Annotated in this window: 16 protein-coding genes, 1 pseudogene and 1 riboswitch; of the genes and pseudogenes, 9 read left to right on the top strand and 8 right to left on the bottom strand. The window is 65.8% G+C overall.

Annotation, left to right across the window (positions count from 1 at the left end; all coding sequences use genetic code 11):
* Positions 1-21 precede the first annotated feature (21 nt).
* Together SOM61_RS13130 and SOM61_RS13125 are read left to right on the top strand one after the other, a co-directional pair.
* The gene (locus tag SOM61_RS13130) at positions 22-1,101 is read left to right on the top strand and encodes an MBL fold metallo-hydrolase (protein WP_320474510.1); all 1,080 of its coding nucleotides are present in this window, start codon (positions 22-24) and stop codon (positions 1,099-1,101) included.
* Positions 1,102-1,219: 118 nt separating this feature from the next.
* Positions 1,220-2,677, top strand: coding sequence for an aldehyde dehydrogenase family protein (locus SOM61_RS13125; RefSeq protein ID WP_320474509.1), 1,458 nt, complete (start codon positions 1,220-1,222; stop codon positions 2,675-2,677).
* Between the two features lie 277 nt (positions 2,678-2,954).
* Here the strand turns inward: SOM61_RS13125 and SOM61_RS13120 are convergent.
* Both SOM61_RS13120 and SOM61_RS13115 read right to left on the bottom strand, forming a co-directional pair.
* A pseudogene (locus SOM61_RS13120) lies at positions 2,955-3,158 on the bottom strand (hypothetical protein); the annotation flags it as partial.
* 364 nt (positions 3,159-3,522) lie between these two features.
* Positions 3,523-4,209, bottom strand: coding sequence for a hydrolase (locus SOM61_RS13115; RefSeq protein ID WP_320474507.1), 687 nt, complete (start codon positions 4,207-4,209; stop codon positions 3,523-3,525).
* A gap of 397 nt (positions 4,210-4,606) precedes the next feature.
* On the opposite strand from SOM61_RS13115, the gene SOM61_RS13110 reads away from it, so the two are divergent.
* Both SOM61_RS13110 and SOM61_RS13105 read left to right on the top strand, forming a co-directional pair.
* The gene (locus tag SOM61_RS13110) at positions 4,607-5,056 is read left to right on the top strand and encodes a RidA family protein (RefSeq protein WP_320474506.1); all 450 of its coding nucleotides are present in this window, start codon (positions 4,607-4,609) and stop codon (positions 5,054-5,056) included.
* Between the two features lie 216 nt (positions 5,057-5,272).
* Positions 5,273-8,245: a sensor histidine kinase gene (locus tag SOM61_RS13105; RefSeq protein ID WP_320474505.1), complete on the top strand. Its 2,973-nt coding sequence runs from the start codon at positions 5,273-5,275 to the stop codon at positions 8,243-8,245.
* A 15-nt stretch (positions 8,246-8,260) separates the two neighbouring features.
* Here the strand turns inward: SOM61_RS13105 and SOM61_RS13100 are convergent, their stop codons facing one another.
* Positions 8,261-9,514: an ROK family transcriptional regulator gene (locus SOM61_RS13100; protein ID WP_320474504.1), complete on the bottom strand. Its 1,254-nt coding sequence runs from the start codon at positions 9,512-9,514 to the stop codon at positions 8,261-8,263.
* Positions 9,515-9,595: 81 nt separating this feature from the next.
* Positions 9,596-10,855, bottom strand: coding sequence for an MFS transporter (locus SOM61_RS13095; RefSeq protein WP_320474503.1), 1,260 nt, complete (start codon positions 10,853-10,855; stop codon positions 9,596-9,598).
* 159 nt (positions 10,856-11,014) lie between these two features.
* A riboswitch (cobalamin riboswitch) is annotated at positions 11,015-11,234 on the top strand.
* Between the two features lie 183 nt (positions 11,235-11,417).
* Here SOM61_RS13095 and SOM61_RS13090 point away from each other — a divergent pair.
* The 5 genes from SOM61_RS13090 to SOM61_RS13070 are packed head-to-tail and all read left to right on the top strand — an operon-like array spanning position 11,418 to position 20,048.
* Entirely contained in the window at positions 11,418-15,767 is a 4,350-nt protein-coding gene (locus tag SOM61_RS13090) for a cobaltochelatase subunit CobN (RefSeq protein ID WP_320474502.1), read from the top strand.
* On the top strand, positions 15,764-16,207 hold the full coding sequence (locus SOM61_RS13085; RefSeq protein WP_184240196.1) for a MotA/TolQ/ExbB proton channel family protein: 444 nt from the start codon (positions 15,764-15,766) through the stop codon (positions 16,205-16,207). The genes SOM61_RS13090 and SOM61_RS13085 overlap by 4 nt, the downstream gene beginning before the upstream one ends.
* Positions 16,204-16,521: a DUF2149 domain-containing protein gene (locus SOM61_RS13080; RefSeq protein ID WP_320474501.1), complete on the top strand. Its 318-nt coding sequence runs from the start codon at positions 16,204-16,206 to the stop codon at positions 16,519-16,521. Before SOM61_RS13085 ends, SOM61_RS13080 begins: the two co-directional genes overlap by 4 nt.
* On the top strand, positions 16,521-18,605 hold the full coding sequence (locus SOM61_RS13075; protein ID WP_320474500.1) for a TonB-dependent receptor: 2,085 nt from the start codon (positions 16,521-16,523) through the stop codon (positions 18,603-18,605). Before SOM61_RS13080 ends, SOM61_RS13075 begins: the two co-directional genes overlap by 1 nt.
* Positions 18,606-20,048: a PepSY domain-containing protein gene (locus SOM61_RS13070; RefSeq protein ID WP_320474499.1), complete on the top strand. Its 1,443-nt coding sequence runs from the start codon at positions 18,606-18,608 to the stop codon at positions 20,046-20,048.
* On the opposite strand, the gene SOM61_RS13065 is transcribed toward SOM61_RS13070, so the two are convergent.
* The 4 genes from SOM61_RS13065 to SOM61_RS13050 are packed head-to-tail and all read right to left on the bottom strand — an operon-like array spanning position 20,049 to position 26,083.
* Positions 20,049-20,819 carry a ThuA domain-containing protein gene (locus SOM61_RS13065; RefSeq protein ID WP_320474498.1) on the bottom strand — a complete coding sequence of 257 codons (771 nt, stop codon included), beginning with the start codon at positions 20,817-20,819 and terminating at the stop codon, positions 20,049-20,051. It abuts the gene before it with no gap.
* Between the two features lie 19 nt (positions 20,820-20,838).
* Positions 20,839-21,720: an alpha/beta hydrolase gene (locus SOM61_RS13060; protein ID WP_320474497.1), complete on the bottom strand. Its 882-nt coding sequence runs from the start codon at positions 21,718-21,720 to the stop codon at positions 20,839-20,841.
* Entirely contained in the window at positions 21,720-24,755 is a 3,036-nt protein-coding gene (locus SOM61_RS13055) for a glycosyl hydrolase family 28-related protein (protein ID WP_320474496.1), read from the bottom strand. Before SOM61_RS13055 ends, SOM61_RS13060 begins: the two co-directional genes overlap by 1 nt.
* 11 nt (positions 24,756-24,766) lie before the next feature.
* Positions 24,767-26,083, bottom strand: a complete 1,317-nt coding sequence (locus SOM61_RS13050) for a gluconate:H+ symporter (RefSeq protein ID WP_147933525.1) — start codon at positions 26,081-26,083, stop codon at positions 24,767-24,769.
* Positions 26,084-26,091: the final 8 nt, after the last annotated feature.

The raw sequence follows: 26,091 nt of genomic DNA, 5'->3' as shown, positions 1-26,091 counted from the left end.
TCCGAGAAAAGGACGCTAGCCATGTGTGATAAACATCAGAAGCCGATCATCGCATCCGACACCCCCGAATTTTTCGGTATCGACCGCTATGGCTTTCCAGAGGCCGGCGAACATCCTTTGGACCCGGCCGAGTACTACCCTCCCTACTTCAGGAGCGAGCGATTCCAGAAGGTGGGGTACCACTGCGAAGAGCTGCGTGACGGATTCTATTGGGTGACCAGCGGTGGCTACGATGCAGCCTTCGTCGTCACCAGTGACGGCGTAATCGCAATCGACGCGCCGCCGACCCTGGGCGAGAACATGCTCGCGGCCATCGAGGAAGTCACCGACAAGCCGGTGACCCACGTCATCTACAGCCATTGGCACACCGACCATATCGGCGCTGCGTCGATCTATGGCCCGAACGTGGAGATAGTCGCGCACGAGATTACTAAAGAGTTGCTGGAGCGCTTTCCTGATCCCGGTCGTCCCGTTCCTACGCTGACTTTCGACAAGGAGTACACGCTTACGATCGGCGGCGTGACACTGGAGCTGTCCTACAAGGGCGAGAACCACTGCCCAGGTAACATTTTTATTTACGCACCAGCGCACAAGGTGCTCACGGTCATCGACATCCTGAGTCCTGGCAGTGCGACTTTCATGCATTGTGATGCCTCGCAGAACATCACCGCGTGGTACGAAGCTCAGCATCAAATCATGGAGTATGACTTCGACTTCCTGGTGGCGGGGCATCACATGAAATACGGCACGCCGGAGCTGGTCAAGGAAGCCATCGAGTACTTCGGCGACATCCTCGAGGGCGCTCAGGCAGCCATCGACATCTACTCGCGCTCCGACCGCCTGATCGACATCGTTCTCAAGCCTGGTCTGGACCGCTTCTGGGTCGGCACGGAGAACTGGATCAACTCCATGGCCAACTATGCGACCAAGCACGTGCTGGAGAAGAGAACCAGCAATGGCAAGATCTGGTCCGAGCGGCTGGCTGGTGTTACCACCCAGACCAAGTACCACGCCTACACCGTTCTCGAATCGATCCGGCTGGAAAGGCCGCGACCGAACTACAGGCTGCGCGGCGAGAATCCACCTCCCTTCTTGGCTTGAAGCGCTGTTTGCTTCAACGCCCGCCGGATCCCATAACCCCTACTGCACGCCATTCGCGTCTTCCTGTCACCTGCCAGGTGAGTGGCGCGATGGCCTGCAAGCTTCCGAAGGATCATCCATGACGTTCTACGCCGCTGAGAACTGGATCGACGGTGTCTTCGCCTCCTCGAGAAAGCGAGGAAAGTCCATTAACCCGGCAACCTACGAGCAAATCGGGGACTACGCAGATGATGGTGGTGTGGCGGCATCTTCTGCTATCGCAGCAGCACGCCGTGCCTTCACGGAGACGGCTTGGCCGCACGATGCCGAGCTACGCGCCAAGGTACTGGATCAGATGGCCGATGCGATCGATCGCAATCGCGACCGTTTAATGGACATCCTGTCACTGGAGAACGGAAAGATTCGCGCTGAGGCTGCCATGGAAGCGTTTGGGTCCCCTGGCAAGCTTCGGTACTGGGCGGCCATGGCGCGTACCGAGTCCGGACGTGCTACACGGCCAAAACCCGGCAGCATATCCGTCGTCCTGAGGCAGCCGATTGGTGTGGCAGGCGTCATCGTGCCATGGAACTCACCGGTCATCTTGGCGGTTCGCGCGTTTGCTCCAGCATTGGCAGCCGGCTGCACGGTCGTGGTGAAGATGCCGGGTCAGGTCGCCCAAACGGCGGCAATCTTGGCAGAGATCTTGAGCGAGGCGACGGATCTCCCGAGAGGGGTGATGAATATCTTCTCCGAGAGCGGCTCCGAAGGAGCCGCGCTTCTGGTGGAGAGCGAACACGTACCGACGATCAGCTTCACCGGGAGCACCAGGACCGGCGCAGCAATCGGCGCGGTCGGCGCCCGCCGCATGAAGCGGTTCGGCCTGGAGCTGGGTGGCAAGGCGCCGATGATCGTATTCGAAGACGCCGACATCGAGCCCATGTTACCGGTACTGGAGAAGGCGCTCACTGTGTTCGCCGGCCAGTTTTGCATGACCGGCTCCCGCCTGCTGGTACACGAGGCCGTCTATGAAACGGTTCGAGACGAGTTGGCCGAGCGGCTGCGTAAAGTGCGTGTCGGACCTGCTGCCGATCCGGTAAGCGACATGGGTCCGCTTATCGACAAGGCCAACGTCGCACGTGTCGAGAAAGTCGTTGAGGAGGCACTGGGCCAGGGCGCCATAGCCATTGTTAGGGGCGGTCCTGTGACGGAAGGTCCGATGGCCCACGGCGCGTTCTTCCGACCCGCGATGATCGAGGTGACAAACAACAGCCTTCCAATCGTACAACAAGAGACTTTCGGCCCCGTCATCACGATCCAGAGGTTCAAGGATGAGAACGAGGCCATCGGATTGGCCAACGACAACGAATACGGATTATCTGCAAGCATATGGACGCGCGACTTGGATAGGTCGTTTCGCGTTGCCGGCGCACTAGATGTGGGTAGTGTCTTTGTCAATGACTGGGCAAAAGTCTATGACAGCACCGAGGAGGGCGGATTCAAGCTCTCTGGATTAGGCAGGCTCAACGGGCATGCTGCGCTGGAGGACTTCATTGAGTACAAGCACATTGCACTACGGCCTGGGCTGTTCGGGCACTGATGACCTTTGGAACTGCTTTTCAGCGAGGACTAACAAGATCAACGCTTGGCAAAACCGAACATCAGACCAAATTCCGCTTGGCATTTGAGCAGTCCAGATGTACCACGTCGAGCCTGGCGGGAACGTGGTCGGACTGGCTCACAACGTACCGCAATTGATCTGCTGTTCTTCGGCGATGTGAGCGTGGTTCGCACGTTGGGTGCGGTGCCCGAGTCCTTGTCCACGTCCTATTCGCATCAAGTTGCTACATAGGGGGAAGGTCCCAGTCCGGAATGCGGCGATGACAGCGCACAGTAATTGCGGAGTCAGATGATGGGCACTCGTTGTCGCGTAACTTCCCATAACAGAGGTAGGCGTTCACGTTTTGAACCACCCGGTCGAGCCCGGCTGCCGGATGCAGGGCGGCGAGCACCTGCTGGCGCTGCGGCTGGTTCAGTAGAGGCAGCTGGCCGAACAGCTTCGCGAACTTCAGCGCTTTCATGGCGCTTTCCCGATCGATGGCGACCAGGATTGGACCGCGGGTCAGCTCAGCAGTTCAATGCTCATCCATATCTAACGATAACCGCGCCAAAAGAATAAGGCTGGCTTTAGAGTCCACCAACTTGCGAACTGCCATTTCCGACGAAGGGCATTTTACTCCTCACCCAGAGGGAGCTGCCCACGCTTGTCGGTAGGCATAAGCCTTCTAAGTCGTAACTTCTTCATAGAACTGAAAAAACCCATTCCCACTAAAAGGAAATGGGTTTTTTTGTTTACAGTGCTGTCGAGTGCCTTCTCAACGAGCAGCCGCCGTGCGCCATGCAATGCGCGCGGAGGCTGGGACGGCTAGACGCTCGACGCGCGGATCAGCGGGCCGGAATCGGCGCCAGCACCTCGTGCGTGCCCTGGGCGCGCGCTGGCGCCTTGTGCACCATGGTGTATGCGTAGTCCACGCCCATGCCATAGGCACCCGAGTGCTCGGTGACGACCTTCATCACATCGTTGTAGGTGTCGCGATGCGCCCAGTCACGCTGCCACTCGAGCAGCACCTGCTGCCAGGTCACCGGCACCACGCCGGCCTGCACCATGCGCAGCATGGCCATGTCGTGCGCTTCAGCGGTGGTGCCGCCTGACGCATCGGACACCATATAGATTTCGTAATCGCCTTCCAGCATCGCGCACAGGGCGAAAGTGGTGTTGCATACTTCGGTCCACAGGCCGGCCACGACGACCTTCTTGCGGCCGTTGGCCTTGAGCGAGTCACGCACCTTCTGGTCGTCCCACGAATTCATCGAGGTGCGTTCGAGGATCTTCTGGCCGGGGAAGACATCCAGCAGCTCGGGGTAAGTGTTGCCCGAGAACGATTCGGTCTCGACCGTCGTGATCGTGGTCGGGATGTTGAATACCCTGGCCGCCTTGGCCAGGCCGACCACGTTGTTCCTGAGGGTCTGGCGGTCGATCGATTGCACGCCGAAGGCCATCTGCGGCTGGTGGTCGATGATGATGAGCTGCGAGTTCTGCGGGGTCAGTACTTCGAGTTTTGGATTGCTCATGATGGTCTCCTGTTGGTGGTGGTCGGCCGCGCACTGCGCGTCCATTCAAACATCGCAAGCGCCCTGGATTGCGCCGCCGCGTGTGCCTGAAGAAATGCAATGGATGTATGTGTCTCCTGGTGTGAAGCGCCGAGCCCGGTGCCTACTCCAGGAAGTATGCTCAGGCGATTGCCGAGTCGATAGAATCAGCTTGCTTTTTTCACGGTGCGACGGCGCGGCTGCTGCTGGCGATAGCCGCTCACTTCCAGTTTCGCCAGACATACCGATCGTCATGGAATTCGATAGCAGGAATATACAAGTCCTGGTGCCGAGGTCATTACACAATGCTGCTTGCGGCAAGCCAGCATGGATCCGGTGCTGGCATGGAGATGATCGATAAAACTGAACAGGAGAAAGCATGAACACGACCGCCAAGCTTGAACGAAAGACCGCCGTCCACGGCGTCCCTTGGGAAGAAGCCTATAGTTACTACCAGGCTGTACAGGTGAAGGACGTGATCTACGTCTCCGGCCAGCTCAGCCACGACAAGGAAGGCAATTTCATCGCGCCAGCCGAGCTTGGCGCAGATGGCAAGCCGGTCGACTTCTCGACGATGGAAGCGCAGATGCGCCAGACGTACAAGAACACCATTGCCATGCTCGCCGAATTCGGCGCCACGCTGGACGATGTCGTCGAGGAGACCCTGTTTGTAGTCGATGTCGATGCCGCGTTCGCCGTTGCTGGCAAGGTCAGGAACGACGTGTATGGCGTCCCGCGCCCGCTGTGCGCCAGTAACCTGATCGGTGTTTCAAGGCTCGCACAGCCGGTGCAGCTGATCGAAATCAGCTTCCGCGCAGTCCTGAAGTAGTACGCAACGCCGCGCGCCCGGGTCCATCGTCCGTGCACACCCACCCCGATCCGGCGCCAGGTCCGGCTCGGGGTGTTGCCTTGACTGCGCCTTCAACGACGCCTGGCTGCCCGCGTATGGACAAGACAGGTCTCGCCCGGCTATCGTTGCCGGCATTGCCGCTGAGTCGAAACATCGCACTAACCGTCATGCCCCTTCGGAGCAACCAGTCCAGCCATGTCCATCGTCCGCCTGCTCCTTGCACTGTCGCTATCGCTGGCATTGCTCTCCCCGTGTGGCGAGGCGGGCGCCCATGGCCAGGACGATTACCAACGCAGGGTGTGGACCCAGCAGGAAGGTGCGCCTCCGGACATCGGCAAGCTGGCGCAAACCAGCGATGGCTGGCTCTGGCTCGGTACCAGTGATGGGGTGTTTCGCTTCGATGGTGTGAGCTTCGAGCAATACACACCGCCAGGACATCCTGCGCTTGCGAATCGGCAGGTGACTGACATGCACGCCACCGACAATGGCGACTTGTATATTTCCTATTTTCCTTTGCCAGTGGCCGTGGTGCGGCGCGATGGCCGTTACGAAGTGCTGCCGCCCACTGCGGATACACGCCGCATGACCCCGCTTGCCATGCTCGTCGACCGCGATGGTGCGTTGTGGACGATCGGCGATGGCATTCGTCGCTTCGCGGATGGTCGTTGGACCACGGTCGAGAACGATGCGACCTGGGCGGCTTTCGGCCATTACGACCTGCTGCTCGACCAGGATGGGCGGCTCTGGGCAAGCTCACCCACGGGCACCTGGCGCCTCGACAGGACGCGCGGGCGGTTCCACGAGGTGTCCTCCCTGGCCGGTGGATTGACGGAAGAACCGAACGGCGACGTATGGCTGCTTGGACTCGACGGTGGCCGGGCGGTGCGTCTTGCACGCGCTTCGCGTGGAAAGGGGCAGTTGGCACACGATAACGCCATCACTTCGCGTTTTGCTGGCCAGTTCGCCTCGAATGGCGTCTTGTGGACCCTGGGATGTGCCGCCCCTCCATGCCTGGTCGACGAGGAGGCCAGCAGTGTCGATGGCGCGCTGCCAAGGGAAGGTGCAGGTCCAGCGGGAGTGGGGCGGGGCAGCGCGGCAGGCCGGCAACGACTGGCGATTCTCGAAGATCGGGAAAGCAATATGTGGGTCGCGTCGAACGATGGCTTGATCCGGTTCAGACCCAAGCGCTTTATCGTGACGGGAATGGATCTGTCCGATGACCTCTACAGCATCGCCTCCGACCGTTCCGGCGAGGTGTGGGTTGCCCATACCGTGGAGGGAAAGCGCTGGCGTCTCGCGCCCGACGGTACGCCAGTACCCCAGCCCGGCCAGCCCTCGTACCAACTTGCCCGGGGCCGCGATGGTAACTTGCTGATGGCCGGCAAGCAGCACATCCTGCGGGTCTCGGAAGCAGCCGTCGAGACCATCCCGCTGCCGTCCGGCCAGGATGGCAAGCCGCGCATCCACCGATCGATGGGCTTGCTGGACGACGGGAAGCTGCTGTGGTCGGAATCGTTGGACGCCGGTTCGATCGCCTGGAATGGCCGCGGGTGGGTGACCAGTGCCGAGCTGGGATTACCGAAAGGCGTCTATTTGCGCCAGGCAGGCGATCTGGGCCAGCAATGGCTGGCGCTCACGAATGGTGAACTGGTCCTCTACGACGATACCAGGCTGACCCGCTACGATGCAACGCTGGTCAATGTAGTGACCGGCATTTTCCCTGGGCACCCACTGGTAGTAGCGGGCACGAGCGGTGTGGCGGTGCTCAAGCACGGCAAGCTGCATTTGCTGCACTCCAGTAATCCCAACGCGCTTCGCAGCGTCTCCGGACTGGCCGTCACGGCCAACGGTGACCGCTGGCTCAATGGCGTGGCCGGTGTGGTGCACGTGCGCGCGGCCGACTGGAAACGCGCCGTTGACCGTCCCGACCTGCCCTTGCGCCACGAACTGTTCGGGGTGACCGATGGCTATCCCGGCCGCGCCAGCCTGCTGTCACGCCAGAACACGGCCATTACCGGCGACGGCCGCCATGTGTGGTTCCATTCGACAAATGGCATTGTCGGGCTGGACAGCGAGCATGTGCGGCGCAATACGGTGTCACCGCAGCCGATAGTGCAGCAGGTGACGACCGACACTGGCCGCTTCGATGCCGGAAAATCGTTGCGGCTGCCACCCGGCTCGGACAGCTTTCGGCTGCATTTCACTGCCCCCATGTTGCGCCAGCCCGAGCACACGCGCTTCGAATACCGCCTGGACGGCGTGGACACGGACTGGCGCGACGCGGGTACGCTGCGCACTACCTCCTATACCAATATCGCGCCGGGCGCCTATGTATTCCGACTTCGTGCCATCAACGAAGACGGCGTCTACAGCAAGGAAGATACGGTGCTGCAGCTGTCCGTCGCGCCCACATTCGTACAGAGCATGCCTTTCCAGGTCGCCGTTTCCATCATGGTCGCCGCCCTGCTCTACACCTTGTATCGCCTGCGCGTGTTCTACCTCACGTCGCGGCTGGCCGAGCGCTACCGCATCAAGCTTTCTGAACGCGAACGTATCGCGCGCACCCTGCACGATACCTTCCTGCAGACCATCCAGGCCCTATTGCTGCGCCTGGGTACGCTGGAGCGGAACCTGCCCGATGATGGACGCGCACGCCAGCAACTGCAGACCATGCTCGACGACGTAGAGCGTGTCATCGAAGAAGGCCGGGACCAGGTGCAAGCCCTGCGGGCGCCCCAGGCCAGGATGTTCGAAGAAGTGATACAGACTTGCATCGACGAGCTGCGGATATTGCATCCTGAAATCGAGTTCGCGCTGCACAGCGAAGGAGCGGCACGCGTCCTGGTGGGAGAAGTCATCGAGGAAATGGGACAGATCGCCTGCGAGGCGTTGCGCAATGCTTCAGCCCATGCACGCGCCAGCCGGATCGTGGCGTCGGTCAGGTATGGACGGCGCGAGTGCGTGCTCACCGTGCAGGATGACGGCAGCGGTCTCGATCCGGATGTGGCGGCGCTCGGGTTCCGCACCGGGCACTGGGGACTGATCGGGATGCGCGAGCGAGCCAGCCGCATCGGAGGCCGCTTGCGCATCGAAGGCACGGCCAACGGGGGGACGACGGTCAGCGTGAGCCTGTCGGGAGCCAGCGCCTACCTCAGGCGCGCCGCCTGATGCTGCACGGCCGACTTACTGGCGCCGCTCCGCCTTCAGGAACAATCCATGCGCCGGCGCGAAGTTCGCATGCAGAGGCAGATACGCCGCGCCGATAACCTTGGCCGTCATCCCGATCGTCCCCGCCATCACCAGCGGCCGCTCGGTGCCCTGCCAGCTGTAGCGCGTCATCTGTTCCTGCATCGCGGCGATCAGGCGTTCGAGCAGGGCGCGGCTGACGGCGCCGTCGACGATCACCCCATCCAGGTCGAGCAGGCAGGCCGCACCGGTGACGCCGAAGGTGATCGCATTGGCGGCTTCCTCGATCCAGCGCAGGGTCACGGCTTCCCACGGCCCGCTCAACAGGCGTTCGTCGCCGAACGCCAGCAGTCCCAGGCCGGCCTGGGCATGCATCTCTTCCAGCCGCACCAGCGAGGCGGCGCCGAGCAGCTGCGGCGCCACGCCGCGCTCGTCCGTTCCGGCCAGGCCCAATGGCATCGAGCCGATCGCGCCGGCATTGCCGAACTGGCCACTGTGCGGCTCGCCGTCGATCACCAGGCCGCCGCCGACCAGGGTGTCGACGAACACGTACAGATAGCTTTTCAGCTTGCGTCCGCGGCCGGCCACCAATTCGGCCACGCAGGCGGCGATGGTGTCCTTGGCGAAGTCCACGCGCAGCGGCGTCATGGCCTGCAGGCGGACGCGCACGTCGACCCGGCGCCAGGCTTCTGCCTCTTGCGGCAACAGGCTTTCCAGGCCGTGCCAGGTGCCCAGGGTGAGCGGGGCGGCCAGGCCGATGCCGGTCAGGCGCGGCGCCAGTTCCGGGCCGAGGAAGTCGTCCACCTCGCGCAGCCTGGCGTCGATGGCGGCGAATACCTGTTCCACCTCGGGGCTGGCGTAGGGCGTCGACGACTGCCAGCGCAGCGCGCCCGTGAAATCGAGCAGGACCACGTCCAGCGCGCGCCTGCCGATCTGGATCCCGATCGAGAACGCGCCTTCCGGGTTCAGGGCGATCGGCTGCGACGGCTGGCCGACCTTGCCCCGCACCGCGTCGCGCTTGACCACCAGTTGCTCGTCCAGCAGGCGATTGATGATCACCGAGGCCGTTTGGGTACTGAGCTTGGTCAGGCGGGCGACTTCGGCCTTGGGCAGGCTGCCGTGGGTGCGGATCGCCTGCAGCACGACCCGCTCGTTGTACTCGCGCATGCCGACCTGGTTCGAGCCGACGCTGCGCAGCAGCGGCATGGTGGCGGGATCAAAGGCAGTAGGCGGTGCGTTATAGGGCGGCATGGCGCGGCGTTCAAGGGAAGGGACGGCTGGAAGCCGCCAGTATAAATCCATTCCCGGTAAATAAACCCGTGCGATTTATTTTTACGGGCGATCCAGCTTGCGCAGCGCCGGCGACAGGAAGCCGCTCAGGCTCACGAGCGTGCCGGCCACGCCCATCGCCACGAACAGCCAGCGCACGCCGATCGCCTCGCCCAGGGGCGTGGCAAGCGCGAGCCCGACCGGCGCCGCCAGCGCCATGACCATGTTCAGCAGCGACAGCACCCGGCCCTGCAGGTGGTTCGGGATCGTCGATTGCAGCAGGGTCGTCAGCGGCGTATTCCCGGCGATGAAGGCGGCGCCGCTCAGGCCCCACCAGAACACGGCCACGCCGAACAGCGTGGGCGGCACCAGCGCCGTCAGCGCCAGGGTCGCGCACGAGGCGCCAAAGCCCAGCAGCACCCACGGCATCCCGTGGCGCGGCGAGATCGCCGTGACGAACATGCCGCCGGCAATCATGCCGACGCCGGCCATCGCTTCCATGAAGCCCACTTGCGGTGCGCCGCCGCCGAAGTAGTCCTTGACCAGCAGCGGCACCAGCGTGAAGGCGGGCATGATCACCAGCACCACCGCGCCGAGCAGCAGGTACAGGCGGGCGAGGCCCGGGTTCGACGTCACCACCGCCAGGCCGGTGCGGAACTCGCGCCACAGGCCCTGCCGGTCATCAATCGCCACGCGCGGCTGCGGGATGCGCAGGAACAGCAGCGGCACGATGCCCAGCAGGGCGGTGCCGACGTCGATCCCCAGTGCCCACCCCATCGGCAGGATGCTGATCGCGAGCGCGCCGAGCGGCGCCGCGGCCACCGTCATCAAGGCCTGCACCGTCTGGCTCAGGCCCACGGCGCGCGGCAGGAAGCCCGGCGGCACCAGCATCGCCACGCTGGCCGCCGCGGCCGGCGCCTGGAAGGCCTGCATCGCGCTGCGGACCGTCAGCATCGTATACACCTGCCACAGCGCGACACTGTCGGAAAGGAATAGCGCGATCAGGACCACCATGCACAGCGCGCTCACCAGGTCGGCGCAGATCATCAGCAGGCGCCGGCTGTAGCGGTCGGCCAGGGTGCCGCCGAGCGGGCTTAAGACCGCCTGCGGCAGCAGGGCCGCGATGCCGGCCGTGGCCAATGCAGAGATGTCGCCGGTGGTGTCCGTGATCCACCACAGCAGCACGAACTGGGTCAGCGCGGAGCCGAGCAGCGACAGCGACTGGCCGGCGAAGATCAGGCCGTAGCGCAGCTTCCAGGGCGAGCCCGGGGCGATGGTCGGGGCGGTCAGGGAGGCTGGCGGCGGTGGTGAAACGGAGGTCATGGCGTGGGTCGGCGAGGATCGTGGAACATCGGATTGTGACCGGATTCGATGGCATTCCGGTGTCAGCCGGATGGAGATTCGGTGGAGATGCGGCGCTTGCCGCCGGCGCGGGCCGAAAAAATAATACGGTGACAACTGGTCGAAGTTGGCGGTAGAATCGCGCCCAATCAAGTGAATGGTGCCTTCCTGCTCGTCTGCAGGGAGGTGAAACGGGAAGCCGGTGACGTGCGCGATAGCCATCGCGCGCCAGTCCGGCGCAGCCCCCGCTGCTGTAAGCCTGACGACCGCGGTCGAACGCCACTGTGCCCCGCGCACGGGAAGGCAGGACCGGGGAAGGAAGACGGCGAGCCAGAAGACCGGCCATCCACGATGCATTCGTACGTCCCGGGGTGAGGGCGTGCCTGTTGGTTGTTCGCTGTTCCTTCTTTTGCTGCTCGTGCTATCGCCCATGCGGTCGTGCGCCCTCGTGGCGTGCGCGCACGCGTCCCTGTTCATCGCGGAAGGATGGCGGCTGCCTGTTGTCATGCGCGCTTTGGTGCGCAGCTAAAAGGTCGACGTTCACATGAACACGCTTTTCCTTGTCCGCATCTGCGCCGCATTGGCGTTCCTGCTCGCCTGCGCTTCCAGCAGCGCCGCGACCCTGTTCGCCGTGGTCACCGAGCGCGCAGCGCCGGGCGCCATCGAGGCCGCCCACCGCCACCTGGCCAGCCATCCGCGAGACCGCATCCTGCTGCGCACCCCGGCCCAGCTGATGGCGGCGGGTGAGCGCGACGTGGCAAAGTGGATCGCCGGCGCCGACACCATCCTGGCGGTGTCGCTGTTCGGCGACCCGGCGCGCCGCATGAAGGATGGGCTGGCGCGCCACGCCAGGCCAGCCACCGCGGTGCTGGCGCTGAACGGCGAGGCGACCCTGAACCTCATGACGCGCTCGCGCCACGGCAGCCTGGCCGGCTTTTCGCCCGAGCTGTTGCGCCAGCTGGCGGGCGAGGCGCCGCCGCCGGCCGCGTTGCAGGCGGCCGACGCCGATCCGGCCGCCCGCCACTGGCTGGCCGCGCGCCGCGTGTGGCAGGCGGGCGGCGTCGACAACACCACGGAGCTGATGCGGCACCTGCTCGCGCCAGGCACGCCCCTGGCCGCTCCGCAGCCCGAGCCCACCCTGCGCCTGCGCGCGGGACAGCGCGAGCTGCAGGACGCCGCCGCCTGGGGCAATGCTTCGAAGCTCGGCCTGCAGGACCGGCCGACCGTGGTCGTGCTCGACCTGGCGAATATGGATGGCGTGGTGCCCGCGGCGCTGTGCCGCCGCATCGAGCAACTGGGCCAGCCCTGCGTGCAGCTGCTCACGCGCTGGGGCGGCGCCTCGCGCGAAGCGCTCGAGCGCCTGCCGCAGCTGGTCGCGCCGGCCAAGCCTGCGGCGCTGGTGGTGCTGCAGGACTTCGTGGTTGGGGCCGCCGAGGGCCGTGTGGCGGTGGACGAAGCCTTCAAGCGCCTGGACATCCCGGTGTTCAAGGCGATTCGTCTGTCGGACCGCACCGCGATGCAGTGGCAGTTGTCGCCCGACGGCCTGCCGCCCGATTCGGTCCAGTACCGCGTGGCCCTGCCCGAGCTGCAGGGCATCAGCCAGCCGATGGTGGTGGCGGCCCTGGGCCAGCCTCAGCGCGACCGCCAGACCGGCATCGAGAACCGCCCGCCGGTGCTGCTGCCGGCCGAAGTCGACCGCCTGTCGGGGCGCGTGGCGCGCTGGCTGGCGCTGCGCGCCAAACCGAATGCCGACAAGAAGGTCGCGATGGTCTACTACAACCATCCGCCGGGCCGCCAGAACATCGGCGCCGACAACCTCAATGTGCCGGACACGCTGTTCGAGATGCTGCATGCCCTCAAGGCGGCCGGCTACACGGTCGGCGAGCTGCCGGCCTCGCCCGAGGCGCTGCTCGACATGATCATGGCGCGCGGCGTCAACCTGCCGGAAGACCGCGCCGCCCTGCGCGAGATGGCCGGCACCGTCAATGGCGTCACGGCCCAGGATTACGCGCGCTGGTTCGCGACCCTGTCGCCGCGGGTACGGGGCGAGATGCAGGACGGCCTGCTGGGGCGCCTGCATGCCGACGTGCTGGCGGCCGAAAAGGCCGGCGAGCGCGCGCTGGGTCGCAAGCAGGCCGAGACCGTGATCGAGGAGCTGCTGCACCTGGTAGAGGGCGTCGACCATCCGCAGCGCGTCCAGGCCACGCGCGACCTGCACGCGCTGGAAGAAGGGTATTTTGCCTGCCTGGACGACGTCAAGCCACGTCCATGCCAGTCGCTTGCTCCCCTTTATCGACGCCTGATCGGCTACGGCATCGAAGGCATGCGCGGCTGGGGCCCGGCGCCGGGCAAGGTGATGGTCGATGGCGGCAAGATGCTGGTGCCGGGCCTGGTGTTCGGCAACGTCTTCATCGGCCCGCAGCCGCCGCGCGGCTGGGAAGTGGACGAAGAACTGCTGCACGCAAACACCAGCATCACGCCGCCGCACCAGTTCCTGGGCTTCTATCACTGGATCCGCGACCGCTTCAAGGCCGACGCCGTGGTGCACGTGGGCCGCCACTCGACCTACGAATTCATGCCGGGCAAGGCCGTCGGCCTGTCGAGCGACGACTATCCGAGCCTGATCGCGAGCGACCTGCCGGGCATCTACCCGTATATCGTCGACGGCGTCGGCGAAGGCACGCAGGCCAAGCGCCGCGGCCTGGCCATCATCGTCGACCACCTGACGCCGCCGCTGGCCACCACGCCGCTGTACGACGAGCTGCTGTCGCTGCGCCAGATCGTCGAAAGCTTCGAGGCCGCGTCGTCCGAATCGCTCAAGACCCAGGCCGCGCAACTGATGCGCGAGCGCGTCGTGGCCCTGAACCTGCGCGCCGAGCTGGAGGCGTCGATGTCCGACGTGCTGGAGGTGCGCGGCATCGGCTTCGACGCGGCCGACGACGACCTGCTGGCGCACGAGATCGGCCACTATCTGACCAAGCTGCAGGAACGATTCATGCCGTACGGCCTGCACGTGTTCGGTCGCCCCTGGGACGAGAAATCGCTCGACCTGATGCTCGATTCGATGAAGAAGAGCGGCATCGACGATCCCGACGTCGCGCATAAGCTGCGCGATTCGCCGCGGCGCGAGATGGCGGCGTTGCTGGCCGGCCTGGATGGGCGCTACATCGAGCCGGGCAAGGGCAACGATCCGCTGCGCTCGCCCGAGGCGCTGCCGACCGGCCGCAACTTCCACGCGGTCGACGGCGACATCCTGCCGACCCAGCTCGGCTACGGCCTGGGCCGGCAGATGGCGGGGAAAGCCGCAGAAAGAGACAAAGTAGGCGAGGGCAGCGAAGGCATCATCCTGTGGGCGTCCGACGCAGTACGCGACGAAGGCGTGATGGTCGGCTTCGCACTGGCGATGATGGGTGCCGAGCCGGTGTGGAATGCACGCGGCATCGTCACCGATGTGAAGCTCACACCGGGCGCCGTCCGGCGCGATGCGGTGGTCACCACTTCCGGCCTGTTTCGCGACCTGTACCCGAACCTGATCCGCCTGATCGACCGCGCCGGCCGGCTGGCGCTGGCGGCGTCGGCGCAGACGCTGGTCGAGCAGGATCCATCGCTGCGCGAGGGTCTGCAGGCGGCGCTGGCGCCGATCGAAGGAGCAGCGTGGGGCAGCGAGCCGGCCACGAGCAATCGCGTGGCGCGCGAATGGCTGACCCGCCAGCGCGCGCTGGCGGCGGGCGGCATGGCGCCAGGCGAAGCCGGGCAGGCGGCCGCGCTGCGCGTGTTCGGCGATGCCCCGGGCGCCTACGGCACCGGCGTGAACCGCCTGGCCGAGCGCTCCGGCGCCTGGCGCGAGCGCGAGGAAATCGGCCGCGCCTACCGCAACCGCATGGGCCATGCCTATGGCCTGGATGCCGAAGGCGGCTCCAGTCACCGCGCCTTCGACGTGGCGCTGGACGGCATCCACCGCACCTATCACGGCCGCGCCAGCAATCTGTACGGCCTGCTCGACAACAACGATGCCTTCGACTACCTGGGCGGCCTGTCGCTGGCGGTCGAGACGCGCACTGGCCGCGTGCCGGACGCGCTGATCCTGCAGCATGCGCAACCGGGCCAGGCCGATGTCGAGCCGCTCGCCAGCGCCCTGCTGGGCGAGCTGCGTGGACGCTTCCTGAACCCGGCCTGGCTGCGCCCGCTGATGGACAACGGCTATTCCGGCGCGCGCACCATGGGCCAGGAATTCATCGAGAACCTGTGGGGCTGGCAGGTGACGCGACCCGACCTGGTCAAGAACTGGGCCTGGGACGAAGTGAAAGCCGTCTACTTTGACGACCGGCACAAGCTCGGCCTGCCCGAATTCCTGGGCCAGCGCCACAACGCGCACGTGAAGGCGCACATGCTGGCGGTGTTCATGGTGGCGGCCGAAAAAGGATTCTGGAAGACCGATCCCGAGACCATCCGCCGCATGGGCGGCGAACTGGCGCGCCTGGTGGCGGCCAATGGCTTGCCGGGTAGCGGACATACGGCGCCCGATCACCCGATGTGGGGCTGGCTGGCGCCGCAACTGGATGGAGCGGATGCGCAAAAGCTCGGCGTGACGCTTGCCAAGGCGCGTGGCGAGCTGCTGCCGGCAGTGGCCACGTCCATCCCTGCCGTCGCCGCCGCGGCGCAGCAAGCTGCAGCGCCTGACGCTGGTGAAGCGACCGAACCGGCGCCGCCGGCGCCCGCGCTGTTGCCTGAACCAATGCGCGTCTACGAACTGAAGCAGCAACCAGAACCCGCGCAGCCTCCTGCTTTACGCATCGTGCAGGTGCTGGCCATCCTGGCCGCCTGCCTCGCCCTGTTCTCGCTCGGCCTGTGGCGTGGCCGGCACATTCCTCAACCTCTCAGGAGTCATCCATGATCGAAACCCTTTCCTACGCCTGGCTGCACGACGCCGTCAGCTGGCTGCTCGCACCGTCCCTGGTGGCGCTGCTGGCCGGCTGCGCGATCGCGCTGGTCGAATCCGGCATCGCCGTCGGTGAACGCTTCCACGGCCTGGCCAGGTTGCGTGACAGTGGCGATGTCGAGGCGGTGCAGCGCATTGCGCGCCACCGCCTGGAGCGCGCCGACCTGCTGGCGCGCATCCCCCCGATGCTGGGCCTGATGGCCACCATCATCCCGCTCGGACCGGGCCTGGCGGCGCTGGGCGAAGGCGATCCGGCCAAGCTGGCCAGCGCCGTCACCGTCGCCTTCGACGCCACCGTGCTGGGCCTGGTGGCAGGCATCGGCGGCCTGGTGATCGGCAAGCTGCGCCGCCGCTGGTACGAAGAGACGCTGGACGCGATGGAGCCGCAGCCATGAGTGGGCGCGGCAGACTGCGTCTCTACCGCCACCTCGACGCGCGCTTCGACCAGAGCGACGAAGACCCACGCGCCAGCCTCGTCAACCTGGTCGACGTGATGCTGGTGTTTGCCTGCGGCCTGATCGCCGCCATCGCCGGCACGCAAGGGAGCCTGAAAACCCCGCAGCCAGTGGAGAAGGGCCGCCAGATCGAGCGGCCCGCCAGCGGCGTGACCCAGGACGGCAGCGGCTATGACCGCGTCGGCGAGGTATTCCGCGATCCCAAGACCGGCCAGCTGATGCTGATCGAACCTGCACAAACCAAGAACAAATAATGAACGCCATTTTCCAAGCCCGCCCGCTTGCCGCGGCCATCGCCCTGCTGTGCGCCACCAGCGCCTTCGCACAAGACCTTCCGACCGTGACGATTCGCGGTGCGGCTGGTGACGAAGGCCTGGCGCTCGACCGCCAGAACACCACCGGCAGCCGTCTGGACATCAGCACGCTCGACCTGCCGGCCAGCGCCGAGAGCCTGAGCGCGGCCACCATCGCCGCGCGTGGCGACCTGCTGGTCAAGGATGCGGTGACCCGCACTACCGGCCTGACCGACAGCAGCTCGCCCGGCAGCGGCATCAGCTATTCGGCGCGCGGCTTCAACGGCAACAACTCGATCGCGATGCTGGAGAACGGCCAGCGCCTGCTGGTCGGTTCCACCACCGCGACCTATCCGGCCGATCCCTGGGGCTACGAGACGATCGAAGTGCTGCGCGGCCCCGGTTCGGTGGTCCACGGCAGCGGCACCACCGGCGCCATCGTCAATGCCGTGCGCAAGGCGCCGCGCCGCGAATCCTCGCTCGAGATCCTGGGCGGCATCGGCGGAGGGGAATCGCTGCGCGCCGGTATCGGCGCCACCGGTGCGCTGGGCGAGCAGGGCGCCTTCCGCGTCGACGCCTACGCCGGCCGCAGCGACGGCTTCATCGACCGGGGCGAATCCCGCCACGGCAAGATCCTGACCAGCATGACGACCACCCTGGCGCCAGGCGTAACCCTGTACGCCCAGCTCGATCATGCCGAACAAGAGCCGATCCGCTACTTCGGCACGCCTCTGGTGAACGGCGGCTTGGCCGAACGGCTGCGCGACGAGAACTACAATGCCGGCGACGCCGTGCTGCGTTTCGTCGACGACAAGGCCGTCGCACGCCTGAACTGGCAAGTGACGCCGAACCTCGACATCAGCAACGAACTGGCTTACTTCAAGTCGCGCCGCGACTGGCGCAATATCGAATCGTATGCCTACGATCCGGTGCGCGACGTGGTGGACCGCAGCGACTATATCGGCATCCGCCACGACCAGGAACAGACCGCGAACCGCCTGGAGGCGCGCTGGAAGACCGGCGCCAACCAGGTCGTGGCGGGCTGGGAAGCGTCGACCATCAACTTCAAGCACACCAACAACTCGCCCTATGGCGGCGCATCGACGGTGGCGCCGAGCGGCTTCGACCCGGGCAGCTTCTGGGACACCCCGGACCCGTTCCGCCCGAACTTCGCGACGGACACCACCACCCATGCCTTCTACCTCGAGGATTCCTGGCGCGTGGACGAGCGCCTGCTGCTGACGGCGGGCGCACGCCATGACCGCTACAAGATCGACCGCCGCAACCTGCTGGCCGACAGCGGCCACTTTGGCACCACCCTGCGCGCCAATTCGGTCCGTCTCGGCGCGAGCTGGAAGCTGGCGCCGGATACCTCGCTCTACGGCCAGGTCAGCACCGGCAGCGATCCTTTGATGAGCCTCTTGTCGATGACCCTGGCCAACAGCAAGTTCAAGCTGACCGACGCGCGCCAGGTCGAGGCGGGCGTCAAGCAGATGCTGGCCGGCGGCCGCGCCGAGTGGACGGCGGCGCTGTACCGGATCAGGAAGGACGACATCATCACGCGCGACCCGGATAATCCGGCAGTATCAAGGCAGGGCGGCTCGCAAACGTCCCAGGGCGTAGAGGTGAGCGCCAGCGTAAGCCTGGCCCCAGGCTGGCGCATGGATGCCAACGTGGCCTACACGGATGCCGAGTTCGACGAGCTGCTGGAAGCAGGGAACATCTCGCGCGCCGGCAATCGGCCGGCCAATGTGCCGAAGGTCTCCTCGAACCTGTGGCTGACGCACCGCGCCGGCGACTGGCGCACCAGCGCCGGCCTGCGCTACGTAGGTGAGCGCTTCATCAGCAATGCCAACACCCAGGCCTTGCCAGCCTATACCACGCTGGACGCCTCGATCGGCTGGGCCCTGAGCCGCAACGTGCAGCTGCAGCTCAACCTACGCAACCTGACCGACAAGCTGTATGCGATCACCTCGTATGGATCGTCGCAATACCTGCTGGGCGATGAGCGTCATGCCGAGCTGACCGTCCACTGGCGTTACTAAGTGACTTCCTGGAAGCGCCAGCTCTATTGGTGGCACCGCTGGCTGGGCATCGCGATCGGCTTGCTGGTGCTGCTGTGGTTCGGTTCCGGCATCGTCATGATGTACGTGCCGTATCCGGAGCTGACGGAACAGGAACGCATGGGCTGGCTGGCGCCGCTCGACCCGGACCGGGTGCAGGTAACGGCCGCTGAAGCATGGGCCGGAGGTGGGACCGAGAGCGCGGCGCCGGATGCGGTGCGCCTGAATACCGTGGCGGGCCGCCCGGCGTGGCACTTCCAGCACGAACGCAGCTGGCATTCGGTATGGGCCGACAGTGGGGCGCCGCTGGAAGTGAACTACCTGATCGTCTCGAGCAGCGCGCGCAGCGCGGCGCCCGATGCGCGTTCGCTGGCAGTCGACAAGATCGAACTCGATCAATGGACCTTCGGCGCCGTGCGTGTGCACCGGCCCCTGTACCGCGTTGCCGCCGACGATGATGCCGGCAGCGTCCTGTACGTGTCCGGCCGCACCGGGGAGTTGGTGCGCGACACGACCCGCAGCGAGCGCGCCTGGAACTGGGTCGGCTCCGTCATCCATTGGGTGTACGTGACGCCGCTGCGCAAGCACAACGAAGCCTGGCGCCAGGCCGTGATGTGGACGTCCGGCGTGGCCATGCTGCTGGCTGTGACGGGCATGGTGATCAGCATCTTGCGCCTGCGGGTACGCAAGGGGCGGCGCTATACGGGAGGCCGAATGTCGCCCTATACGGGTTGGAAGGCCTGGCACCACTGGCTGGGTCTCGGTATCGGAGCGCTGGTCATCACCTGGCTGTTCAGCGGCTGGTTGTCGGTCGGTCCGTTCGGCTTTCCGTCAGGCGGCGGCGTCACCGCGCACGACCGGCAGGCGTTTGCCGGTGGTGCCCTCGACAGCGACGACCTGGCGCTGGATGCGGCCGCGCTGCTGCGCGCGCATCCCGGCACCCTGGAACTGGAATGGCGCCGCGTAGGCGGCAAGCTGTATCTGAGTGCGCTCGGCCGTCAAGGGCGCAAGCTGGTCGATACGCGCGACAGCGCCGCCGTGCCTGGCGTGCCGTACGAGGCGCTGCTGCATGCCGCGCAGGCGATCCGCCCCGGGGCGCCGATGCAGGCGGAACTGCTCACCGGTCCGGACGATTATTACTACAGCCACCACCGCGAAGCGGCCTTCCCGGTCTTGCGCGCACGCTTCGACCTGCCTGAAGCGCCGGTGTTCTACATCGACCCGGCCCAAGGCCGCCTGGCCGGCTACGTCGACCGCGACAAGCGCTGGGACCGCTGGCTGTTCAACGGCCTGCACCAGCTCGACTTCGCCTTCCTGCGCACAAGGCCGCTGTGGGACGTGGTCGTGATTGTCCTGTGCGTGCTGGGCTTTGCCCTGACCTTCAGCGGCCTGGTGCTGGGCTGGCGGCGCCTGATGAAAGGGTAATCAGCGCTGCTGGCCGCGGCCGGTCGCGGCCCAGTAGATCCCTCCCAGCAGGTGGCCCAGGTATTGCGGGTCGCGGTACATCTCGCCGTTGTGTCCGAGCGTGGTGACGAACACGCGGCCTTTCTCGTGCTGGTGGTGCCAGGCGATCGGGTGGTCCTTGCCCATGCCCTTCACCGTCTGGCCCGGCCAGATCAGGGTCGGGTCGTAGCTCGACTCGTCCACGTTCAGCACCGGATTGATCGTCACGCTATAGGGATTGGTGAAGGTGTAGAACTCGTCGCTCCAGACCCAGCGCTCGGGCAGGCCGAAGGTGGCGGGGAAACGCTTGTCGACGACGGTCACCACCCCGGTCTGCAGCTTCGGATGCAGGCCGACCGTGCGGCCCACCATCTTCTCGAACCAGACCCAGTCGTTCGGCTTGGCGATCGCCGCGCGGTGCACCACGACGGCATTGCCGCCCCCGCGCATATAGTCCTCGAAGTTGGCGCGCTGCGCGGGGTTCAGCTCCTCGCCCGGCGTGTTCAGGAACATCACGGCGGCATACTGTTTCAGGTCGCCTTCGAACACCTGGGTCTTGCTGGTGTAGGTGAGCGCGAATGAATGCAGCTTGGCCAGGCGCTCCAGGTTGTCGCGCGCGATCGGGATGTATTCGTAGTGATACTTGCCGGGCGTGGCCAGTACCAGCAGCTTGAACTGGTCTTCGGCCAGGCTGTCCGGTACTGCGATCGCCATGATGGCCAGGCCTGCGGCCAGGGATGTCATTGGTTTCATCGAGTCTCCTTGTCTGTTCTTATGGCGCGGGCACGCCTTCGGGCTGGCGTCCGGCGCGCGGCACCAGCCAGCCGCCGTCAAGCAGCCAGTCAGCCAGCCGGTCCGGCCAGTGCTGCAGCGAGACGCGCTCGCCCCGCTGGCCCATATTGAAGGCGTGGTCGGTGTCGGCATACAGGTGCAGTTCGGCCGAGACGCCGGCCGCCACCAGTTGCTGGTACAGGGCGATCGTGGGCGGCATGCAGCAGGCGTCGCGCGAGCCGGCGACCAGGAAGGCCGGCGGCGCGTTTTTGGCATCGGTGGCGGTCGTGCCTAGCGGTCCGGGATAGACCAGCACCTGGAAGTCGGGCCGGGCCGACTGGCGGTCCAGCGCATCGCTACCAGCCTGCGGTTGCGGGTGATTGGCCACCAGTGCCGCCAGTTCGCCGCCGGCCGAAAAACCCATCACTCCGATGCGTTCGGGATCGACGCCGTAGCGCGCCGCATTGGCGCGCACCCAGCGCACCGCGCGCCGCAGGTCGCCGGCGGCATCGCCCTCGATGCTGTAGCCCGAGTTTCCGTCGCGCGCCAGCCGGTACTTGAGCACGAAGGCCGTCACGCCGATCCGGTTCAGGGTCCTGGCCGCCACCATGCCCTCGTTCTGGAACACCAGCATGCGGTGCCCGCCGCCGGGGACAACGATCATGGCGGCGCCGTTGGCATGGCGGCGGTCGGCCTGCGCCACCGTCAGCGACGGCGCGTGCACATTGCTGAAGTAGACGCCGTCCTTGACCGTCTCGGGTTCATGCTGGCGGCCCTGGGAGCCGGGCGCCCCTTCGGGCCACAGCTGGATCACTGGGGGCTGCTGCGCGATGGCGCTGCCGGACACCAGCAGCGCCGCGCACAGGATGCGGATCGCACGCATCAATCGCCGACCCGGGTCGAGTACAGCGAGTGGTGGGTCAGGATGAACAGCGTGCGTTTGTCGGCGCCGCCGAAGATCAGCTGCAGTGGACGTTCCGGCACGTCGATGCGGCCTTTCTGTTTGCCGTCCTTGCCATAGACGAAGACCTGGCCGTTGGCCACATAGACGTCGCCGTTCGGGCCGACCGCCGCGCTCTCGCCGCCGCGGTTGGCCAGCAGCTTGAGGTCGGTGATGCCGCCGCCCGCGTTGACGGTGCCGCTGAAGGTGCGGTTCTCGGAGCCGTTGGTGAACACCACGCGCTGGCCCACCGGCGCCGTGACAAGGCCGAAAGCCTGCAGCGAATCGGCCCAGCGCCAGCCCAGGTGGTCCGCCGCACCCTGGCGCAGCACGCGGTAGGCGGGCAGCACCAGGCTGCCGTCGGGCGACACGTATTCTTCCTTCTTCGGCAGGGCGACGTCGCGTGCGAACATCTCGGCCAGGGTCGTGAATTCGAAGGTGTCGTAATTGAGCTGGTCCTTGAATTCGCCGTTCTGCCAGAAGTTGACCGGCACCGCGACCCGCGCGCCCTGGCGCGGTGCGACCGGGGTCGGCTTGATCATCGTGATCTCCGTTCCCGGCGTGCCCGGCTTGAAGGCGTAGACGCTGGCCTGCGGACCGTAGTTCGAGATCACCATCAGGTTGCCGCTATTGTCGATGGCCAGGTTGACCGGATCGAGCGGTGCGTCGCGCACCACCACCAGGCCCTCACCCTGGGTGTAGCTGTAGATGCGCTTCCAGTGGCGGTCGACGAAGTACAGCTTGCCCTTGGGATCGACTGTGGCGCCGGCGATCGAATAGAAACCGCCTTCCAGCTTGTCGACCTTGCCCAGCGGGGCGGGCGCCTTGCGCTGCTTGCCGGTATAGTCGAACACGGCGAACTCGCGCTCGCGCACTTCGAGCTTGTTGGAGACGTCGCGGATCGCGTTCTCGTAGGCGAACTTGCTTGCGCGCAGATAGGTGGTGCAGCCATTGTCGTCGCAGGTGGCGAAGCCGCTCTCGCCGTTCACGTGCACATTGCGAAAGCGGATGTCGCTGGAATTGGTGATCAGGATCGCCGTCGGCATCGGCTTGTAGGAACGCGTCACGCGGTAGCCGTGGTAGTTCGCGAACAGCAGGTTTTTCGAATTGCGGATCTCCAGCGACACCGCATCGGCGCCGTCGCGGATTTCCTCTTCGGTCTGCGGCGCCAGGAATTCCCAGTTCTCTACATTGTCCAGTACGATCTCGGCGCGGATATGGTGTTCGGCCGACAGCTCATAGACCTTGCCCGGCGTTTTGGTATTGTTCACGTAGAAGCCGGCCTGCGCATAGCCGCTGGGCGACCAGATGCCCGAGAAGGTGCCGCCGCCGCCGTCCGTCACCCAGACGCTCGGATACTGGCGGTCCCAGTGCGCGGTGGTGTCGAATTTTGCGTCCTTCTGGTATGGGTCCGCGCGGCGGCCGTCGTACAGGCGGGTGCCATGGCCGCCCTGGATGCGCACGTCGTCCACCAGCGAGTGTTCGCCGGCGCGCCACAGCAGCGCCACCGCGCGGTTGTTGATCTCGCCGGTCGCAAGGCCGATGCCGGACACGATGCCTTCGCCGCCTCGTGCGCTCTCGAGCAGCGCCTTGGGGCTGTCGACGCCCTGGAACTTGGGCGAGCCGTTCGGGATCAGGAGCTGGGTCAGGCCCGGGTGCAGGGCGATGATCACGGTATCCGGTCGCATGCGGATGGTGTCGTTGACGACATAGAAGCCCAGCGGCAGGTAGACCACGCGGTTGCTGTCGATCGCCTTCTGGATCGACGCCGTGTCGTCGGTCTTGCCGTCACCTTTCGCGCCAAAGGTGTGCACATTGGCCCATTCCTTCGACGCCGGCAGCGGGCGCAGGGCGCGGGTTGGCGCCTTCGCCGAAGATGGTAGCGCCGCCGTCTTGTAATTGGTCGAGAACGTGCCCGGCTCGCCCATCTGCTTGATGAACAGCCCGTAGTTGAATTCGCTGACGGTATAGTCGCGGCCCTTGCCCGCCAGCGTCTTGCCGCTGTCGCGGAAGCGCACAAACGTTGGCACGTTGCGGGCGACGGCATTCTCCATCCCGACCTGGGTGTACACGTTGTCTTCGTTGCTGACGATGAGCGCGGCCTTGCTGACGTTCTCGAAACGCACGTCCTTGCCCCACAACCAGTCGCCATAGCCGCGGTTGATCTCGATGCCGACCGGGGTGTCCTTGATTTCCGTGTTGATCATCGTGAGGCTGGCTTCATGCTCGCGGATCGCTGCGTCGCGCTGGCCCTCGAACGTGGAATCCATCAGCGTGAACTGCCAGGCCGGCGAGGTCTTTTCGCTCAGGATGCCGTAGCGGCCGCCGTAGAAGCGCAGGTTGTAGGCCACGTTGCCGACCTGGTAGACGCCGGCCAGGCCGGAGCCCAGGTGGAAGTCGATGTGGCTCAGGTTCGAGTGCTGGGCCGTGTGCATGCGCACCGCGGCGGCGGCCGGATTGCCGTCCTTGATTTCGAAGTCGACGTTCGACAGCGCCGAATAGAAGGTCGAGGAATTCGCGTTACGCACCGCCTTGCCTTCCTCGGTGCTGAACGGCACCGCGCTCGGCACCGGCATCGGCACCTTGCCGACGCTGTACTGGTCGCCGCCGGTGAAGATGATCATATTGGCCACGCCCTTCTGGAAGCCGGGCGTGTTCTCGGCCAGCACGAACACGGGGCGGGTCGGGCCGACGCCGTACAGGCGCACAGCTAGCGGAATCAGCAGCGAGCGGGTGATGCGATAGCGGCCCGACGGCAGGAACACGATGCCGCCCTGGCCCTTGTTGGCGGCGGCGTCCAGCGCCTGCTGGATCGCGGCCGTATCGTCGGCCTGGCCGTCGCCCCTGGCGCTTACGACGACGGCGCGCGGGTCTTCGGGCATGGCCTGGTAGGCCGAGATGGATGCGGCGTTTGCGGCGCCGGCCAGCAGGAGCGACAGCGCCAGTGCGCGCGGAAGTACGGAAAGTGTTGTCATCATTGATCTTTTCCTCAGCTATTGAGAAACAGCGACAGAAGCATCACGAACAGCAGGCCGAATACGCCCACCAGGGTCTCCATCAGGGTCCAGGAGCGGAAGGTATCCTTCAGCGACAGGCCAAAATATTCCTTGAACATCCAGAAGCCGGAATCGTTGACGTGGCTGCACATCAGGCTTCCCGCGCCGATCGCCAGCACCATCAGGTTCGGGTCGACGCCCGAGCTGTGCACCAGCGGCGCCACGATCCCGCCGGCCGTCACGCCGGCCACCGTGGCCGATCCGAGGCAGATGCGGATCACCGTGGCGACCGACCAGCCCAGCACCAGCGGCGGCACCGGAAGGCTGGACAACAGCGCGCCGAGATCCGCGCTGACGCCCGATTCCACCAGCACCTGCTTGAGCGCGCCGGCGCCGGCGATGATCAACAGGATCGGCGCGATCTCGCGCATCGCCTCCGCCGGGCCCTGCATCACGGCGGAAAAGCGTCGCCCTTGCGCCAGGCCCAGCGTCCAGATCGCGACCACATACGACACCAGCATCACCACCAGCGGATTGGCGAGGAAGGACAGGCTGCCGTTCAGGTCGGGCCGCGCCATCATGAGCACCGTCGTCGCCCCCAGCAGCAGCACCGGCAGCAGGGCGGTGGCGAAGCTGTTGAAGACGCCCGGCAGCTCGCCCTCCTGCAGCGCGCGGCTGTCCTGGAACATGGCGGCCGGTTGCGCGTGGATGCGGCGCAGCGACATCGCGAACACCGGACCGGCGATGATCAAGGTCGGTATCGCCACCACAATCCCGTACAGCAGCGTGGTGCCCATGTCGGCATGGATCGCCGACACGAGCGCCACCGGCGAAGGATGCGGCGGCAAAAAGCCGTGCGCGATCGACAGCCCGGCCAGCAGCGGAATGGCCAGCGCGACCGCCGGCCGTCCCGAGCTGACCACCAGCGAGAAGATCAGCGGCACCAGCAGCACGAAGCCGACGTTGTAGTACAGCGGAATGCCGACCACGAAGCCGGTGACGGTCAGCGCCACCGGGATGCGCGATGGCCCGAGCGCGTCGACCAGGCAGGTGGCGATGCGGCGGGCGGCCCCGCTGTCGGCGATCAGCTTGCCGAACACGGCGCCCAGGCAGATGATCACCACCAGGGAGCCGAGCAGGTCGCCGATGCCTTTCTCGATCGCGCCCGGGATCCTCAAAAGCGGCACCCCGAGCAGCAACGCCGCCGCGATCGACGCCGCCACGAAGGCCAGCAGGGGCTGGACCTTGCCCCAGGCGATCAACAGCGTCAGCAGGCCGACCGCCAGCAGTACGGAAGCGATGTTCCACACGGCCGGCC

Source organism: Massilia sp. CFBP9012, assembly GCF_034045115.1.
Lineage (GTDB): Bacteria > Pseudomonadota > Gammaproteobacteria > Burkholderiales > Burkholderiaceae_D > Telluria.
This window is presented reverse-complemented; position numbering and strand designations above follow the sequence as displayed.